16 protein-coding genes are annotated in these 16,746 nt (G+C 64.6%); 3 read left to right on the plus strand and 13 right to left on the minus strand.

From position 1 onward, the window contains the following. Positions 1–101 precede the first annotated feature (101 nt). The 11 genes from dedD to ETEE_RS01910 all read right to left on the minus strand — a co-directional run bounded on the left by dedD (position 102) and on the right by ETEE_RS01910 (position 10,904). On the minus strand, positions 102–881 hold the full coding sequence (gene dedD / locus ETEE_RS01860; RefSeq protein ID WP_034162648.1) for a cell division protein DedD: 780 nt from the start codon (positions 879–881) through the stop codon (positions 102–104). Continuing rightward, a complete protein-coding gene (gene folC / locus ETEE_RS01865; protein ID WP_034162649.1) occupies positions 871–2,142 on the minus strand; it encodes a bifunctional tetrahydrofolate synthase/dihydrofolate synthase in 1,272 nt (423 codons plus the stop codon). The genes dedD and folC overlap by 11 nt, the downstream gene beginning before the upstream one ends. 147 nt (positions 2,143–2,289) lie before the next feature. After that, a complete protein-coding gene (gene accD, locus ETEE_RS01870; RefSeq protein ID WP_034162650.1) occupies positions 2,290–3,198 on the minus strand; it encodes an acetyl-CoA carboxylase, carboxyltransferase subunit beta in 909 nt (302 codons plus the stop codon). A 262-nt stretch (positions 3,199–3,460) separates the two neighbouring features. After that, the gene (locus ETEE_RS01875; protein WP_034162651.1) at positions 3,461–4,126 is read right to left on the minus strand and encodes a DedA family protein; all 666 of its coding nucleotides are present in this window, start codon (positions 4,124–4,126) and stop codon (positions 3,461–3,463) included. A gap of 14 nt (positions 4,127–4,140) precedes the next feature. Further along, positions 4,141–4,968: a tRNA pseudouridine(38-40) synthase TruA gene (gene truA, locus ETEE_RS01880; RefSeq protein ID WP_034162652.1), complete on the minus strand. Its 828-nt coding sequence runs from the start codon at positions 4,966–4,968 to the stop codon at positions 4,141–4,143. Further along, the gene (locus ETEE_RS01885) at positions 4,968–5,978 is read right to left on the minus strand and encodes an aspartate-semialdehyde dehydrogenase (protein ID WP_034162653.1); all 1,011 of its coding nucleotides are present in this window, start codon (positions 5,976–5,978) and stop codon (positions 4,968–4,970) included. The genes truA and ETEE_RS01885 overlap by 1 nt, the downstream gene beginning before the upstream one ends. A gap of 108 nt (positions 5,979–6,086) precedes the next feature. Continuing rightward, on the minus strand, positions 6,087–7,214 hold the full coding sequence (gene pdxB / locus ETEE_RS01890) for a 4-phosphoerythronate dehydrogenase PdxB (protein WP_034162654.1): 1,128 nt from the start codon (positions 7,212–7,214) through the stop codon (positions 6,087–6,089). Positions 7,215–7,352: 138 nt separating this feature from the next. Next, positions 7,353–7,856: a protein disulfide oxidoreductase gene (locus ETEE_RS01895; protein ID WP_034162655.1), complete on the minus strand. Its 504-nt coding sequence runs from the start codon at positions 7,854–7,856 to the stop codon at positions 7,353–7,355. After that, positions 7,853–8,461: a DsbA family protein gene (locus ETEE_RS01900; protein ID WP_225865101.1), complete on the minus strand. Its 609-nt coding sequence runs from the start codon at positions 8,459–8,461 to the stop codon at positions 7,853–7,855. Before ETEE_RS01900 ends, ETEE_RS01895 begins: the two co-directional genes overlap by 4 nt. Positions 8,462–8,464: 3 nt before the next feature. After that, the gene (locus ETEE_RS01905; RefSeq protein WP_034162656.1) at positions 8,465–10,471 is read right to left on the minus strand and encodes a protein-disulfide reductase DsbD family protein; all 2,007 of its coding nucleotides are present in this window, start codon (positions 10,469–10,471) and stop codon (positions 8,465–8,467) included. Between the two features lie 52 nt (positions 10,472–10,523). After that, positions 10,524–10,904: a suppressor protein gene (locus ETEE_RS01910; protein WP_227625197.1), complete on the minus strand. Its 381-nt coding sequence runs from the start codon at positions 10,902–10,904 to the stop codon at positions 10,524–10,526. A gap of 208 nt (positions 10,905–11,112) precedes the next feature. On the opposite strand from ETEE_RS01910, the gene ETEE_RS01915 reads away from it, so the two are divergent. Together ETEE_RS01915 and asr are read left to right on the plus strand one after the other, a co-directional pair. After that, positions 11,113–11,472 (plus strand): DUF4186 domain-containing protein, encoded by a 360-nt coding sequence (locus ETEE_RS01915; RefSeq protein WP_034162658.1) that lies wholly within the window; start codon positions 11,113–11,115, stop codon positions 11,470–11,472. 148 nt (positions 11,473–11,620) lie between these two features. Next, entirely contained in the window at positions 11,621–12,169 is a 549-nt protein-coding gene (gene asr, locus ETEE_RS01920) for an acid resistance repetitive basic protein Asr (RefSeq protein ID WP_038631172.1), read from the plus strand. 71 nt (positions 12,170–12,240) lie between these two features. On the opposite strand, the gene ETEE_RS01925 is transcribed toward asr, so the two are convergent. After that, positions 12,241–12,987, minus strand: a complete 747-nt coding sequence (locus tag ETEE_RS01925) for a class I SAM-dependent methyltransferase (RefSeq protein WP_034162659.1) — start codon at positions 12,985–12,987, stop codon at positions 12,241–12,243. 316 nt (positions 12,988–13,303) lie between these two features. Next, complete coding sequence (gene fabB / locus ETEE_RS01930; RefSeq protein ID WP_034162660.1) at positions 13,304–14,515, minus strand: beta-ketoacyl-ACP synthase I; 1,212 nt, start codon at positions 14,513–14,515, stop codon at positions 13,304–13,306. Positions 14,516–14,687: 172 nt separating this feature from the next. Here fabB and mnmC point away from each other — a divergent pair, with 172 nt between their 5' ends. Continuing rightward, positions 14,688–16,712, plus strand: coding sequence for a bifunctional tRNA (5-methylaminomethyl-2-thiouridine)(34)-methyltransferase MnmC2/FAD-dependent 5-carboxymethylaminomethyl-2-thiouridine(34) oxidoreductase MnmC1 (mnmC, locus tag ETEE_RS01935; RefSeq protein WP_034162661.1), 2,025 nt, complete (start codon positions 14,688–14,690; stop codon positions 16,710–16,712). The last annotated feature ends 34 nt before the right edge of the window (positions 16,713–16,746 follow it).

Consider the following 16,746-nt stretch of genomic DNA (forward strand, 5'->3'; position numbering starts at 1 on the left):
CACGGCATAAATAAATCTGCCGCGTCCTGCGCCCGTTTTCACCAAAAAAATGGCGCTGTCCGCCGCCGCGAACAGCGCCGTCGAACGCCGTTAAGCGCGGCTTAGCGCACGCTGTAATTACGGATCTGCCCATTCAGCCCGCTCAGGCTGTTCAGCTCCGGCAGCGCCGACTGCAGCTTGGCGCGCGACGCCTCCGGGCCCACGAACAGCCGGTTGATCTCGCCCTGCACCGGCGTCGCCGGTACGCTATAGACTCGATAGCCGGACAGACGCAGCTTGGCGATGATCTCATTCACCTTGCCCGCGTTACGCAGCGCACCGAGCTGCACCACATAGGCCTGACCGACCGGCGCTTTCTCGCTGGCGTCGCTCTTGGCGACGGGCGCGGGCGGCGGCGTCGGACGGCTTTCTGGCGCCGGCGTCACGCTCTTCGCCGGCTCGGCGGCCTTGGGACGGCTCTCCGCGACCCGCGTCGGCGGCTCGCTGGCCTTCGGCCTGCTCTCCTGCGGCGCCGGTGCGCTGATCGGCGGCGGGGCCGTACGCTGCGGCGCGGGCTCCGGCGCCCGGCTCTCGACCGGCTTCAGCTCTACCAGCTCGCCCTCGCCGCGGGTAGGCGTCGGGGCCACCGCAGGCGCGGGCGCAGGGGGCGTCGCAGCACCGGTCGCGCTGGCGCTAGGCAGCGGCGTTTCCCCCAGCGGCTGCGTTACCGGCGGAATGGCATCCGTCGGATCGTCCTCTCCCGGACGCGGCACCAGCGGGATCGCGGCAAACTCATCCTGATAATGCTTTTTCTGGCCATCCAGCAGACCGGGCAGAATGATCACCCCCAGCGCCACCAGGATCACCGTACCGACCAATCGGTTCTGAAACTTACTTGCCACCCGTCTCTCCTGACGCGAGGGCTGCCATCACGTGAGCAACCGTATGGAAGGAACCGCAGACCACCACCGTGTCGTCGGCGGCCGCATCGGCCATCGCCTGACGCCAGGCCTGTTCAACCCCGTCGAACGCCTGGGCGGCGGCGGGCAGATGCGCCGTTAACGCCGAGACCGCCGCACCGCGCGGTCCCTCCAGCGGCGCACAGTACCACTGGTCAACCAGCGGCGTCAGGCAGGCCAGCGTACCGGCGATATCCTTGTCCGAGAGCATGCCGATCACCATACGCAGGCGGCCGCGCTGCGGCAGCGCGCGCAGCCGCTGGGCCAGATAGGCCGCCGCGTGAGGATTGTGCGCGACGTCCAGGATCAGGCGCGGCGCCTCCGACAGCTGCTGAAAGCGCCCCGGCAGCACCGCATCGCGCAGCCCCTGGCGGATCGCTGCATCATCGACCGGCAGCGGCCCATAACTGAGCGCCGCCAGCGCCGTCGCCGCGTTGGCCAGCGGCACCTGAGGCAGCGGCAGCCCCTCAACATGGCGCGTGGCATCGTGCCAGCGCCACCCCTGAGCCTCCACGCTGAAATCCCAGTCCGCGCCGCGTCGCAGCAGATGAGCGCCACACGCCTGCGCGGCCGCGCCAATCGAATCCGGCATATCGGGTTCGCCGACCACCGCCGGCGCCGCGCCGCGGAAGATACCGGCCTTCTCACGGCCGATGCTCTCGCGGGTATCGCCCAGCCAGTCGGTGTGATCCAGCGCGATGCTGGTCACCACCGCGACGCTGGGATCCACGATGTTGGTCGCATCCAGGCGGCCACCGAGGCCGACCTCCAGGATCACCGCATCCAGCGCCGCCTTCTTAAACAGGTACAGCGCGGCCAGCGTGCCGAATTCGAAATAGGTCAGCGATACGCCGTCGCGCCCCGCCTCAACGGCGGCGAAGGCGGCGGCGTGCGCCGCATCGTCCAGCTCGCGGTGCTGGATGCGCACCCGCTCACGATAGTGCAGCAGGTGCGGCGAACCGTATACCCCAACCCGATAGCCCGCCGCCATCAGGATCGCCTCCAGCGTGCGGCAGGTCGTCCCTTTCCCGTTCGTTCCCGCGACGGTATACACCACCGGGGCCGGCGTCAGCAAGCCCAGGCGCTGCGCGACGCGGCGCACGCGGTCCAGACCGAGATCGATGGTCTTACTGTGCAGCTGCTCAAGGTAGTCAAGCCAGGTGGAGAGTGGAGAGGTTGCCAATGGCGTAGGAAGCGTATTCATGCTGTTTTACGTCCCGTAATAAAACCGATTGTGGCGTGTATAGCCGGCCCCAGAGGGGCGCCGGTTACCGAAGAGGTGCGACGTATGGAATACGCCATACGCCGCATCGGCGGCCTGTGCGGCGCGCCGGAAACACAGACGTAAATATTACGCCTGTGCGCTGCTTTCCGCGTCAGCAGCCTGTTGGGTACCGTCGCCCAGCGGATCCGGACGGCCAGTCATCTTGGCCACCAGACAGGCCAGCTTATCGCGCATCGCCGGACGGCGTACGATCATATCGATAGCCCCTTTCTCCAGCAGAAACTCACTGCGCTGGAAGCCCGCCGGCAGCTTCTCCCGCACCGTCTGTTCAATGACGCGCGGGCCGGCGAAGCCGATCAGCGCCTTCGGCTCGGCGATATTGATATCGCCCAGCATGGCCAGACTGGCGGAGACGCCGCCCATGGTCGGATCGGTCAGCACGGAGATATAGGGCAAACCGCGCTCACGCATCTTGGCCAGCGCCGCGCTGGTCTTCGCCATCTGCATCAGCGACATCAGCGCCTCCTGCATCCGGGCGCCGCCGCTGGCGGAGAAGCAGATCAGGGCGCAGTTATCCTCCAGCGCCTGTTCAACGGCGCGAACAAAGCGTGAGCCGACCACGGAGGCCATGGAGCCGCCCATAAAGGAAAACTCAAACGAGGCGGCCACCACCGGCATCCCGTGCAGGGTACCTTTCATCACCACCAGCGCATCTTTTTCGTCGGTCTCTTTCTGAGCGGCGGCCAGGCGATCCTTATACTTTTTGGAGTCTTTGAACTTCAGGATATCCTTCGGCTCCAGCTCGCTGCCCAGTTCGACGTGGCTGCCGTCATCCAGCAGCGTATTCAGACGCATGCGCGCCGTCATACGCATGTGGTGGTCGCACTTGGGGCAGACCTCCAGATTACGCTCCAGCTCGGCGCGGTAGAGCACCTGACCACAGCTGTCACACTTGGTCCAGACGCCCTCCGGGATGCTTGCCTTACGGGTTTGAGAGATATTGCTCTTGTTAAGAATGCGTTCAATCCAGCTCATCGATGACCTTTCTGTTTGAACCTGGCGGAATGCCAGTCCTCTGCCCCTGCCAAGGAACCAAATGCAAAGACCCAGCCAACGCTGAGCCCGATTTTAGCCCATGTCTCCCCTTTCTCCAGGCGACGGGCCGCTTTTTTTGACTGGCAGGAACAGACCATAAATGCCGTTCATTAAACCACAACGGTTCGACCGTGTGGATAAAAAACTGGTCGAACCGTGCAGAGTTTACATTTTTTACCCACTTTAGGTGAGCGCAACGCGGTTATTTTGTGACCTTATTCCGCCGCGCCTGACGCCGATGGCGCCAAATTTCGATCACCCCGGGCAGGATGGAGACCACGATGATCGCCACGATCAGCAGCTTCAGGTTCTCCTGCACCACCGGCACATTGCCGAACAGGTAGCCAGCATAGGTAAACAGCAGTACCCACAGCAGGGCCCCGATCACGTTATAGGCGGCGAAGTGACGGTAGGACATATGCCCCATTCCGGCGACGAACGGCGCGAAGGTGCGCACGATCGGCACAAAGCGAGCCAGGATAATCGTCTTTCCGCCGTGGCGCTCATAAAACGCATGGGTTTTATCCAGATAGCTGCGGCGGAACACGCGCGAGCGAGGGTTACTGAACAGCCGCTCGCCGAACAGGCGGCCGATGGTGTAGTTCAGCGCATCGCCCACGATGGCGGCGATCACCATCAGCAGCACCATCAGGTGCACGTTCAGATCGTTGCTCGGCAGCGACGCCAGCGCGCCGGCGACGAACAGCAGCGAATCACCGGGCAGGAACGGCGTCACGACCAGGCCGGTTTCGCAGAACAGGATCAAAAAGAGTATGCCGTAAATCCACACGCCATACTGTGCGACCAGCTGCGCCAGGTGCACATCAATATGCAGAATAAAATCAACCATCCACTGTAGGTATTCCATCACGGCTCCGGTTATCAATCGGGTAGAAACAGCGGCCCCATCGGCGGCTGTGGTAGTGCAAATTGCGCCGGGTAGTCCACGGCGACCAGATACAGCCCGGCCGCCTTGGCGGTCGCCGCCGCCAGGGTGCGATCCCGCCCCGCCAGCAACTCGGCGATCCAGCTTTCCGGCTGGTTGCCGTACCCCACCTCCAGCAGGCTGCCGACGATATTACGCACCATATGATGCACAAAAGCATTGGCCTTAATATCGACCACCACGTAGGGACCGTAGCGGTTGACCCTCAGGTGGGAGACATTGCGCCACGGGGTACGCGACTGGCACTGGGCGGCGCGAAAGGCGCTGAAATCGTTCTCCCCCAGCAGCGCCTGCCCGGCGCGCGCCATGCGCTCGGCGTCCAGCGGCAGATAGCAGTGCGTCACCCCGCTCTGCAGCACCGCCGGACGATAGCGATGATTATAGATGACGTAGCGATAGCGGCGCGCCGTCGCGCTGAAGCGCGCGTGAAAATCGGGGCTGACATCCTTAACCCAGCGTACCGCGACATCCTTGGGCAGATGGGCGTTGACGCCCATGGTCCAGGCGCCCTCCTGGCGCAGGGCATGGGTGGTGAAGTGCACCACCTGACCGGTGGCGTGGACCCCGGCGTCGGTACGCCCGGCGCAGAACACCGTCACCGGCTCGCTGGCGACGCGCGACAGCGCCGCCTCCAGGCGCGCCTGGACGCTATCGACTTCCCGCTGGCGCTGCCAGCCGGCGTAGCGGCTGCCGTCGTACTCGATCCCCAGTGCTAGAGTATATTCCGGGCGCGGTATCTGCTCGGTCAACGGTTGCTGCGACATCAGTAGAGATACTCCTGCATCAGGCGCTCCGCCACCTCCAGCGCCATCAGCGCCCCGCCGAAGCGAACATTGTCCGCCACCGACCAGAACTGCAGGGCCTCCGGCATGCCGTAGTCATTGCGTACGCAGCCGATGCTCAGATGCGGATTGCCCGAGGCGTCGCCGACCTGGGTCGGGTAGTCATCCTCCTCGCTCAGGCGGATATCGTCCGACTGCGTCAGCCGCTCCCGCGCCTCCTCGACGCTGAGCGGGCGCAGGGTCTCCAGATGTACGCTCTGGGCATGGCCGTAGAACACCGGCGACTGGATACAGCTGACCGTCAGCGGCAGCCCGGGCTCCTGCAGCACCTTGCGTACCTGATCCACCAGACGGCGCTCTTCGGTCACGCTGCCCTGAGGATCCGCCAGCAGCGGCAGCAGATTAAACGCCAGCTGCTTCTGGAACAGGCCCGGCTCGAACGGCATGCCGTTGAGCAGGCGCGCGCTCTGTCCGGCCAGCTCATCCACCGCCGCCTTACCGTAGGCCGAGGCGGAGAGCAGACAGGTTACGCCAATGCGCGCCAGGCCGATCTCAGCGCTGAGCGGATGGATCGCCGTCAGCAGCTGGCTGGTCAGGCTGTCGGCCACCGCCACGATATTGCGGTTACGGTACTCCGCCAGCGCATGGGGATTGACCCCCGGAACCACCAGCGGCACGTCCGCCTCCAGCGCAAAGGCATCGCTGCTGTCGATCACCAGACAGCCGGCGTTGCCGGCGTCCTCGGCGTAGCGCAGCGAGGCCTCGCGTCCGGCGACAAAAAACGCCAGCTGGGCCTGGGCCCAGTCAAAGGTAGCCGCATCCTGCACCGTCACCTGACGCCCGCCGACGCGCACGCTCTCCCCGGCGCTGCGCTCGCTGGCCAGCAGATAGATCTCCCCCAGCGGAAGATCGCGCTGCTGCATCTGCTCCAGCAACGCTTCACCGACGGCGCCGGTTGCCCCCAATACGGCAATATTCCAGCCTTCGCTCATTCTCATCCTCTCCCGGACGACGGATTACGCCGCCGTCCCTGTCAATGGCCCATCAAAAATCGCCAGTCCGCCGCCCGGGCGCACTGGCGATAAGCATCAATTGTCTGCTCAGGCGACGCGGGCGTCAAAGCCCAGCGCCGCCAGCAGCGAGGCGCTGGCGCTATCGTCGCACAGTACCTGCAGCGATGACCACTCGCGGCGCGCCGGATAGTGTTTACGCAGGCGATCGAATTCGCCCTCCTGCGCGGCGACGCGGCGCAGCGGCGCATCATCACGGCGCACATCATACACCAGATGCATCAGACGTTTGAGCATCGCCTGATCGGGCTGACCGTGAACGCGCACGCTGGCGACCGACGGCGGCGGCAGCAGAGAGGCCAGCGCCACCGACTGCGGCTGCCCCAAGAAGGCGCTAAAAGCCTCAAACACCTGGGTGGTACCACGCGCTTTCCCCTCCAGGCTGTATCCGGCGATGTGTGGCGTCGCGATATCCACCCGGGCCAACAGCGGCAGCGGCAGCATCGGCTCCGGCTCCCAGACATCCAGCACCACTCGCAGATCCTGCCCCGCCTCCAGCGCCTGCAGCAGCGCCGCATTGTCGACGACGGCGCCGCGCCCAGCGTTAATCAGGATCCGCCCCGGCGGCAGCCCGCGCAGAAAGTCCGCATCGGCCAGGTGCAGCGTTCGATAGGGACCGCCCTTGTTCAGCGGCGTGTGGAAGGTAATGATATCCGCCTCGCGCTGCAGATCCGCCAGACTGTGAAAGACCTCGTCGTCACCGCGATCGGCGCGCGGCGGATCGCACAGCAGGGTGCGGATCCCCAGCGCGGCGAGGCGGCGCTGCAGCCGGCTGCCCACGTTGCCGACCCCGACGATCCCCACGGTCTTATCGCGCAGCGCAAAGCCGTCTCGCTCCGCCAGCAGCATCAGGGCAGAAAAGACATACTCCACCACGGCAATGGCGTTACAGCCGGGGGCGGCGGAAAAGCCGATACCGGCCTGCGCCAGCCAGGCCGTATCCACATGATCGGTGCCGGCGGTGGCGGTGCCGACAAAGCGAACGCGATGCCCCGCCAGCAGGGCCTGATTGACCGCGGTCACCGAACGCACCATCAGCGCGTCGGCCCCGGCCAGCGCGCTCTCGGGCAGCGGGCGGCCCCGCACGGCCTGGACCTCACCCAGTCGGCCAAACAGCGCCTCGGCGTACGGCATATTCTCATCAACCACAATTTTCATCTGTTCTCCCCTGCGGCATAGGCAATCGGTTCAGGACGAATTATTCTGCCACCAAATGGACGTGATACCTAACCACAGCCGCAGCGCAACCTTGGGGACAGCGGCAAAAAACAGGCGCCCGGCAGCGGGCGCCCTCGTCTAGCCAAACCAGCGCGGCCAATGTAATCGCAGCCACAGGCCAGGATAACTGCTCCAGCCCGTGGTGACGCCAGTGACGCGCCCCCGGTAGAGGATAATAAATGTTGGCGTAACGCCTATCTGCCAGGAGGCGGCCAGCGCCCCCTTCGCGTCATTCACCACCGGGAAGCGCAGGCCACGCCGAGCCAGCGCCTGCGTCAGGCTGGCATCGTCGCCGGAGCGCAGCGCCACCGTCACCACATTCTCCCCCCGCGAGGCCAGGCCGTCGACCGTGGGGCTGGTCACACGGCAAATGCTGCACCAACTGGCCCAGACGTAAATCAATAGCGGCCGCTCCGCGCTCAGCGCCGTCAGAGAGAGCGGGCGCCCCTCCAGGGTGTGGAGGGTCTCCGGCAGATTCGGGGGCAGGCGGGGCTGCCGCAGATAATCCATTACCCCGGCAGAGACAGCCAGCAGTACCGCCAGCCATAATACCTGACGTAGCGCACGACGCAGGCGGCTCATGGCTGCTGTGCCAGCGCGGCCTGAACCGCCTGCTCCAGCTGCTCATACTCCAGCGCACCGGGGATCAGCTGATTCCCGATAATCATCGTAGGGGTGCCCTCAACCCCCAATGCCTGCGCCAGCATCAGCGTGTCGCGCAGCTCCTGAATACTCCCCGGCCCGTCCGGCTGTAGCGACCCGTTACCGCTCCGCTGCAATGCCTCCTGCAGGGAGCCCGCCGAATGGTAACCCCGCTTGGACATCAGCGTTCGGTGCAGCGCCAAAAAGCGTTCGGGCTGTTGGCGCCATAGCGTCAACGCCAGCTGCGCGGCGCGGTGTGCGCTCTCGCCTTTGAACGGCAGAATTTTAATCGCCACCGCCACCTGGGGGTAGCGGCTGACTATCTGCTCCAGCAACGGGTCTAGGCGTTTACAGTAAGGGCAGTTGTAATCCGTAAACACCACCAGCGTCAGCTTGGCATCCGCCGCTCCCAGGCGCGGCGTTGCCGGGTTATGGAACAGCAGATCCTGTCCCTGTGACGCCGACGGGGCGCGTATTGACGCCAGCGTCGCCAGCAGGAGCACGGCCACGACGGTAAAATAGCGGACACTCTTGATCATTGTCATCGGTTACTCCTTGGCCGCCGCCAGCTGATCCAGCAGCGACTGGCGATCGAGTAGAGGGGAAAGCGTGATGCCCTGCGGCAGCGCCGGACCATAGATTTGATTAAAGGGAATGGCCACGGCGCCGCGCTGGCGCATAAACGCCTCCAGCGATGCCGAGGGCAATGTCCAGTCCCCGCGCAGCGCGACCACATCGTCAGCACGCAGGGCCCGCTGGACATCATCTCGCAGTAATACATTGATTTTATTTGCTTTACAGGTCACACACCAATCGGCCGTCACATCGACAAAGACCCGCTTACGCTGCGCCAGCGCCTGCCTCAATGCCGGCTCGCTAAGGGGTTGCCAGACCACGCTATCCTGCAGCGGCGTCAGCGCACTGCCCCAATACATCACGCCGGGAACCCAGACCAGCATGGCCCCGGCCGCCAGTGCGGCGATAAATCCCCGCCGGCCATAGCGCCACAGGGCCAGCCCGAGCAATGAAAGCGCCACCAGCGCCATCAGCCAGGTTACGCGGGGCCAGCCGATGTGCACCGCGAGCAGCGACAGCAGCCACAGCGCAGACGCCAGCATGAGCAGGCCCAGGAACAGACGCAGGTGTAACATCCAGCGCCCGGGGCGGGGAAGACGCCGCGCGACGCCCGGCCACATGGCGACGGCCAGCCAGGGCACGCTCATTCCGACCCCCAACGCCAAAAAGACCAGCCACAGCTGGGCCAGCGGGGCCGCCAGAGCAAAGGCCAGCGCCGTTCCCATAAACGGCGCAGAGCACGGCGTCGCCAACAGGGTCGCCAGTATGCCTTGCCAGAAATGGCCGACGGAGCGCCCCGCCAGGCGGGTCATCAGCGGGCTGGAGAGCGTAATGGTGAAAAAGCCGAAGAGATTGGCGGCAAACAGCAGGGTGACCAGCATCATCAGCGCGAGAAACCAGGGGCTTTGAAACTGAATTCCCCAGCCGACGGCCTGCTGGCTCAAGCGTAGCCCGCTCATCAACGCCGCCAATAGCGCAAAAGCGCTGATTATCCCTGCGGCGGACAGCAGAAACTGGCGGCGCAGCCCCCGAACATCGGCGGCCGGGACATGCAATACGCTCCCCAGTTTCATCGCCAATACCGGCAGTACGCAGGGCATCAGATTCAGGATGAGCCCCCCGGCCAACGCCAGCGCCAGTGCACCGAACAGCGTTAGCGTGGACTCCCCGCGGGGCGGAGCCACGCTGCCAGTGATCGGCGTCACCGACAGCTGACGCGCAACGCCATCATCGCTGAGCAGCAGGTTCAGCGGCGTACCGCGCAAGTCAGGAGCCTTCCCCTGCCAGCCATCGCTCACCGCAACCCGGGCATACAGCCAGTCCCCCTCCTGCCACAGGCGCGGCGCGGCAAAGTCGGCCCCCTCCGGCGCATCCACGAACAGCGCTGGTAAACGCCAGCCGCCGGGTCGCGCGGCGCGCAGGGTCAATTCCCCCGGCACATAGGCCGCCGCCACCTGAGTGACGACCCCGCTAGTCAGCGGTAGCGCGCCCTCTGCCCGCGCCAGCGTATGGCGAAAATCCACCGGCGGCGCGGCCGCCAAATCCAGATCGAAGGCGTAATCACTCAGCACGCACACCGTACTGCAGACCGGCAGCGTCAGTACCCCCTGTAAGCGCGGGGCGTTCGTACGTAAGCGGATAGGGAAGATAACATTCTGCAGGTAGCCCTGCGCCGAGAGGCCGGCAACGTCAAAACGCTGCGGAACCGGCCAGCGCCAGTCCACCCCGTCCAGCGCAGTGCGCCAGCGGATCTCCGGCGCGACGCCCCCCTCGCCCGGGGAGCGCCAGTAGGTTTTCCAGCCCGGCGCCAGCGCCACCTGCACCACCAGATCCACGCGATCCGATGCCTGACGCGCGGCGCTGAAGCGAACCTGTGCATGGCCGTTGCCATCACCGCTCAGCCAGCCGCTGTCGGCCGCCCATACGCCGGGCAGCCAGAGGCACAGGCAGAACGCCAGCGCCCGAAAAATAAAAGCCATCGTTTTTCTCCATAAATAAGCCTAGACCAGGACCCAACAAACCGGTCTGGCGTTATTCGTGGAAGATACACAGGCGTAAGTGTAAACGCCGCTGAGGCGGGGAGAGCGCCGGGGGCGGCGCGGTAAAAAAACGGGCGGGCGGGCATAGCGGGCAAAGCAGCAGCGCCAGGAAAGCCCACGGAACAGCCCCCAGGTGCTCCAGCGGCGGCGCGGACAGCAGCATTTTGGCCCGCAGGGCACAGTGCGCGGACGGGGCGTCGTTATCCTCCGCTCCGGGCGCAGCCATGCTCTGGGCCGAGAGCGACGGCGGGGCGCCCAGCGGCTGTAGCCCGGCTATCCGCTGGGCGGTACACACCGCCACCAGCAGGCACACCAGCGCTAAAAAAAACTTTGCCGCCCGACTATGCTGCACGCGATCCGCTCCCTTTGTCACCCACGGTTATCTTACCGTTCCGGCGCTATTTCACAATCATCATCCCGGGCAGCCGCCGGGGGATAGCACGGATTGTCATCCGCAGCCAAAAGGGGCATGGTATTGACCTTTCCCGGTAAGGACGACGGGGACACCCCGCTGCCGCCCTACCGACCATCTATCTTGGTTATGCACCGCTCCCGCATTCAGCAACAGGACTCAGCCCGGCATGTTACCTCTCTCCAGCGCCGTTTGGCGGCGATTGCAACGCTCCCCTTTCCGGCGCCGTTTTCAGCTCAGCGACGCCGAGTGGCACTACCTGCAAACGAAGGGATGGCCGCAGGTTCTAAACCATGCCCGGGACTTTATCGATACGCGGCTGGCCCCGGCCCGCATCTCCTACGATGGCAGGCAGACGCCCATGCGCGGACACCCGGTCTTTGTGGCGCAGCACGCCACCGCCACCTGCTGCCGCAGCTGCCTGGAAAAATGGCACCATATTCCGCGCGGCCGCGCGCTGAGCGGCGGAGAAAAGCTGTACATTCTGGCGCTGCTGGCCCACTGGCTGGCGGCGCAAACGCCGCGCTGAGCGCGGACAGAAGGCGGTTCACCGCCGTTGTACATACGGTTACTTACCGACACCAAACACACACGGACAATCGTCGCGCCGCTGCCTAACATATCCTCAACGGCTCCAGTGGGGGCTTACCAAACGGCAAATTTTGAGGACAGGAAAAATGAATAAAGTATTAGCTCTGGTTGTCGCTGCTGCGATGGGTCTCTCTTCCGCCGCATTTGCCGCCGAACAGACCGCGGCGCCTGCCGCAGCCCCAGCAGCCCACAGCGCCGCCCCGGCGGCCAAAGAGGCGGGCGCCGTAAAACATCACGGCACCAAAAAGCACCATAAAAAAGCCACGACCGAGCAGAAAGCCCAGTCAGCGAAAAAAGCACACCACAAGAAAGCGGCCGTAGAGCAGAAGGCACAGGCCGCCAAGAAGGTTCATCACAAGAAAGCGGCCGTCGAGCAGAAGGCGCAGGCCGCCAAGAAGGTTCACCACAAGAAAGCGGCCGTAGAGCAGAAGGCGCAGGCCGCCAAGAAGGTTCACCACAAGAAAGCGGCCGTAGAGCAGAAGGCGCAGGCCGCCAAGAAGGTTCACCACAAGAAAGCGGCCGTCGAGCAGAAGGCGCAGGCCGCCAAGAAGGTTCACCACAAGAAAGCGGCCGTAGCGCAGAAAGCGCAGGCCGCCAAGAAGACCCATCACAAAAAAGCGGCGCCGAAAGCCTAAGCCCACCGCGTAAAGACAGCCCAGACGCTCCGGCCTCACCGCCGGGGCGTCTTTGTCATCGGTGCGGCAAACTAGCGACGCAGGCGACAGACGAACGCCGTCACGTCAAAGTTCACCCGCACATCGCGCTCTCCCCCCGCCGACAGCAGCGCCATCAGTCGCTTAGCGTACTCCGGCCCGCCCCGCTCCTCCATATAGCGGGTGACATAGCTGGTCGACAGGAAAAAGGTCGCCAGCTGCGCCACGCTCAGGGTCAGAATATTGGGAAACAGATGGCGCTGACTGTGCTGTAGCTGCGGCTGGATCTGCATCAGCTCCAGCGTATCGTCATAGTCCACCAGACGCCGATCGCGAAACGGCGCCCAGCGCGTCGCCAGCTCATACTCCACCACGTCGCGCAGCGGACCGTACACCAGCGGAAACTCGTAGCGGTAGGCGCAGAAGACCCCGCCCGGCAGCAGCAGCTGCGGCATCCGCGAGAGCATCAGCGGACGATCCATCCAGTAAAACGCCGTGGCGCAGGTCAACAGATCGACCGGCTGCGGCGGGACATAGCGCTCGGCGGACTCGACGCTAAAATTGAGCTGGGGGTAGTTCTCCCGCGCCTGGGCGACCAGCGTCTCATCGCGATCGCAGCCGATAACCTGAGAGAAATAGGTCTGCAGGCGGGCGGTCGAGAAACCGCTGCCACAGCCCAGATCCAGCGCCCGATCGTGGTGGGTGCACTGGCGGGCCAAAAACTGATACAGCGACTCCGGATAACGGATCAGCGCCCGGATTTGTTGATAGGCAATAGCGTAATGGTTGAGCTGTCCCATAGTTTTTCCTTTGGGTGATGACGCCGGCGTCATCGCGCCGTGGTTATGAGTGTACCTATCCCGACGCCGGATACCAGGCATAAAAAACGCGGTTTGGCGCACAAAATGACATAAACAGCTAAACCGTATTTTCCCCTCGGGATCAATCCCTCACCGTGTGGCTAGCCATAAAAAGAGAGACAAACGCAGAAGCAGAAGCAGAAGCAGAAGCAGAAGCAGAGGAGTTGAAAAGAAAACCCCCTTGCCGACAACGCGGCCGACAAGGGGGAGACATCATTACGCTACCCGCCATCGCGGGTAGGATTGGCCGATACGCTTACTTATGCTTGCGCATCACCAGCGTCGCATTGGTGCCGCCAAAGCCGAAGCTGTTGGACATCACCACATCCAGATCGCGCTCGGTGGTGGCGGTAACGATATCCATCCCGGCGGCCTGCTCATCCAGCTCTTCAATGTTGATGCTCGGCGCGATAAAGCCGTGCTCCAGCATCAGCAGGGTGTAAATGGCTTCGTGAACCCCCGCGGCGCCCAGCGCATGACCGGTCATCGCCTTGGTAGAAGAGATAGCCGGCGTATGGTCGCCAAAGACCTCACGGATAGCGCCCAGCTCTTTCACGTCGCCCACCATGGTGGAGGTGCCGTGTACGTTCAGGTAATCCACCGGCTTATCCAGCCCCTGCATCGCCATCTGCATGCAGCGCGCCGCGCCTTCGCCCGATGGCGCAACCATGTCATAGCCATCGGAGGTAGCACCGTAGCCGACGATCTCGGCGTAAATGTGCGCGCCGCGCGCCAGCGCGTGCTCCAGCTCTTCCACGACCACGATGCCGCCGCCGCCGGAGATGACAAAGCCGTCGCGCTTGGCGTCATAGGTCCGGGACGCTTTTTCCGGCGCATCGTTGTAATGGGTAGAGAGCGCGCCCATCGCGTCGAACTCGCAGGCCAGCTCCCAGCACATCTCTTCACCACCGCCGGCAAAGACCACGTCCTGCTTGCCCAGCTGGATCATCTCAACGGCATTGCCGATGCAGTGAGCCGAGGTGGCGCAGGCGGAGCTGATGGAGTAGTTAACCCCGCGAATTTTAAACGGCGTGGCCAGACAGGCGGAGACACCGGAGGCCATGGCCTTGGTCACCATATACGGCCCCACGCCGCGGATACCGCGGGCGCGCATACCGTCAGCGCCGGCAACCTGGTTACGCGGGGAACCGCCGCCGGAGCCCACGATCAGACCGGTACGGTTGTTGGAAACCATATCCTCGCTCAGACCGGAGTCCTTGATCGCTTCCTGCATCGACAGGTAGGCATAGATCGACGCATCGCTCATAAAACGCATCACCTTGCGGTCGATCATGCCGGCGGTATCCAGCTTGATGTTGCCCCAGACCTGGCTACGCATGCCGGCCTCCTGCAGCTCAGGCGCAAAGGTGATCCCCGAACGCCCTTCTTTCAGAGACGCCAGCACCTCCTGCTGGTTGTTACCGATACTGGAAACAATACCCAAGCCAGTAATCACTGCACGTTTCATCTATTACCTCTTGAAAAAATTTTTGTCATTCGGGATTTGCAACGCACTTTAGCGTACACCTGTACGCCGAGGCAAGTCCGATCAGCGCTGGTAAAACCAGATAGCGCTAAATTTGCCGCCCCGGGCACAGACCGTTAAAATCGTCCACTGGCTGATTTAGCGGTAAAAAAACGTGAACCATACATCGATACAGGGTGCATCGCTGAGCTGGAATCAACAGGGTACGCCTGTTTCGCAGCAGTTTGACGACGTCTACTTTTCCAATCAGGACGGGCTGGCGGAAACCCGCCACGTCTTCCTGCAGGGCAACGGGCTGCCGCAGCGCTGGTGTGAGCCCGGGCGCCCTGACTTTACCGTCGCCGAAACCGGCTTCGGCACCGGGCTGAACTTTCTCACTCTGTGGCAGGCCCATCGTGCCTTCCGACAGGCATATCCCGACCAGGGACCGCCGCGTCTGCACTTCATTAGCTTTGAAAAATACCCGCTGTGCCGCGACGACCTGCGCGCCGCCCACGCCGCCTGGCCAGAGCTGGCGGAACTCAGCGAACAGCTGTACGCCGTATGGCCCGACGCCCTGCCCGGCTGCCACCGTCTGCACCCGGCGCCGCACATCACGCTGGATCTGTGGTTCGGCGACGTCAACGCGCTGCTGCCGCAGCTGCCCGACGGCCTCAGGGGGCACGTGGACGCCTGGTTTCTGGATGGCTTTGCGCCGGCGAAAAACCCGGATATGTGGACCCAGGCGCTCTTCGACGCCATGCTGCGTCTAGCCCGGCCCGGCGCTACCTTCGCCACCTTTACCGCCGCCGGATTTGTGCGCCGCGGCCTGATCCAGGCCGGATTTGAGGTCAGTAAAGTCAAAGGATTTGGGCAAAAGCGGGAGTGTCTGGCGGGACGGCGCCCTACGGCGCTGCCGCCCGATGCGCTGCGGGCGCCCTGGTATGCTCGGCCGGCGGCCCGCCGCCCTGACGAGGTCGCGCTGATCGGCGGCGGCATCGCCGCCGCCCTGTGCGCCCTGGCGCTGCAGCGGCGCGGCAGCCGCGTCACCCTCTACTGCGCCGATCCGCAGGGGGCGCAGGGCGCCTCCGGCAACCGTCAGGGGGCGCTCTATCCCCTGCTTAACGGCCGCGGCGATGCGCTGGAGCGCTTTTACGCCCGCGCCTTTCCCTACGCCCTGCGCACCTACGATGCGCTGGCGGCCCAAGGCGTCGACTTTCCCCACCAATGGTGCGGCGTCAGCCAGCTGGGTTACGATGACGCCAGCCAGAAAAAGATAGCGCAGCTGCTGGCCGCCGGTTGGCCCGAGTGGCTGGCGCAAGGGGGCGATGCCGCCGATCTCGGCCTGCGCTGCGGCCTGCCGCTGCCGGTCGGCGGCGTCTGCTATCCCCTCGGAGGCTGGCTGGATCCCGCTGAGCTGACCCGCCAGGCCCTGGCGCTGGCGGAGCGTCAGGGGGCCACCCTGCACTTTAACCATGAGGTTCGGCAGCTGCAGCCGGCGCCGGAGGGCTGGCGCCTGCGGCTGGCCGACGGCTCGACCCGCCTGCACGGCTGCGTCGTGCTGGCCGGCGGCGCCCGCGCCGGCGAGTTCAGCCAGAGCGACGCGCTGCCGCTCTATCCGGTGCGCGGCCAGGTGAGCCATATTCCCACCGCCCCGGCGCTGGCGCCGCTGCGCCAGGTACTGTGCCATGACGGCTATCTGACCCCCTGCAGCCCGAACTACGGCACTCACTGCCTCGGCGCCAGCTACCGACGCAACTGCACCGATCGGGAGTACAGCCCGCAGGAGCAGCAGGACAACCGCCAGCGGCTGATCGCGTCGCTGCCGCAGGCGACGTGGCCGCAGCAGGTGGACGTCAGCGCCGCGGCGGCGCGGATCGGCATACGCTGCGCCGTACGCGATCATCTGCCGCTGCTCGGCGCGCTGCCGGACGCCCCAGCGCTGCAGACGCGCTATCCGCATCCTCGCCCGCAGCAGCGCGTCCCCGCGGAGACCAACGCCGCCGCGCCGCACCATCCGGATCTGTTTATCCTGGCCGCCCTCGGCTCTCGGGGTCTGTGCAGCGCGCCGCTGTGCGCCGAGCTGCTGGCCGGGCAAATCCACGACGAGGCGCTACCGCTGGAGCAGGATCTGCTGGACGCACTCAGCCCCAACCGTTTCTGGCTGCGTAAATGGCTTAAGGGAAAAGGGATGGCGTAGCGGGAGACCCCCCCCCGCCCTTCCTGCGTTATCC

The sequence above is a fragment of the Edwardsiella anguillarum ET080813 genome, from assembly GCF_000264765.2.
Classification (GTDB): domain Bacteria; phylum Pseudomonadota; class Gammaproteobacteria; order Enterobacterales; family Enterobacteriaceae; genus Edwardsiella; species Edwardsiella anguillarum.

Coding starts and splice junctions, on each gene's coding strand:
- folC (WP_034162649.1), bottom strand. CDS start 2,142: ATGAATACGCTTCCTACGCCATTGGCAACCTCTCCACTCTCCACCTGG.
- accD (WP_034162650.1), bottom strand. CDS start 3,198: ATGAGCTGGATTGAACGCATTCTTAACAAGAGCAATATCTCTCAAACC.
- ETEE_RS01875 (WP_034162651.1), bottom strand. CDS start 4,126: ATGGAATACCTACAGTGGATGGTTGATTTTATTCTGCATATTGATGTG.
- truA (WP_034162652.1), bottom strand. CDS start 4,968: ATGTCGCAGCAACCGTTGACCGAGCAGATACCGCGCCCGGAATATACT.
- ETEE_RS01885 (WP_034162653.1), bottom strand. CDS start 5,978: ATGAGCGAAGGCTGGAATATTGCCGTATTGGGGGCAACCGGCGCCGTC.
- pdxB (WP_034162654.1), bottom strand. CDS start 7,214: ATGAAAATTGTGGTTGATGAGAATATGCCGTACGCCGAGGCGCTGTTT.
- ETEE_RS01895 (WP_034162655.1), bottom strand. CDS start 7,856: ATGAGCCGCCTGCGTCGTGCGCTACGTCAGGTATTATGGCTGGCGGTA.
- ETEE_RS01900 (WP_225865101.1), bottom strand. CDS start 8,461: ATGACAATGATCAAGAGTGTCCGCTATTTTACCGTCGTGGCCGTGCTC.
- ETEE_RS01905 (WP_034162656.1), bottom strand. CDS start 10,471: ATGGCTTTTATTTTTCGGGCGCTGGCGTTCTGCCTGTGCCTCTGGCTG.
- ETEE_RS01915 (WP_034162658.1), top strand. CDS start 11,113: ATGTTACCTCTCTCCAGCGCCGTTTGGCGGCGATTGCAACGCTCCCCT.
- asr (WP_038631172.1), top strand. CDS start 11,621: ATGAATAAAGTATTAGCTCTGGTTGTCGCTGCTGCGATGGGTCTCTCT.
- ETEE_RS01925 (WP_034162659.1), bottom strand. CDS start 12,987: ATGGGACAGCTCAACCATTACGCTATTGCCTATCAACAAATCCGGGCG.
- fabB (WP_034162660.1), bottom strand. CDS start 14,515: ATGAAACGTGCAGTGATTACTGGCTTGGGTATTGTTTCCAGTATCGGT.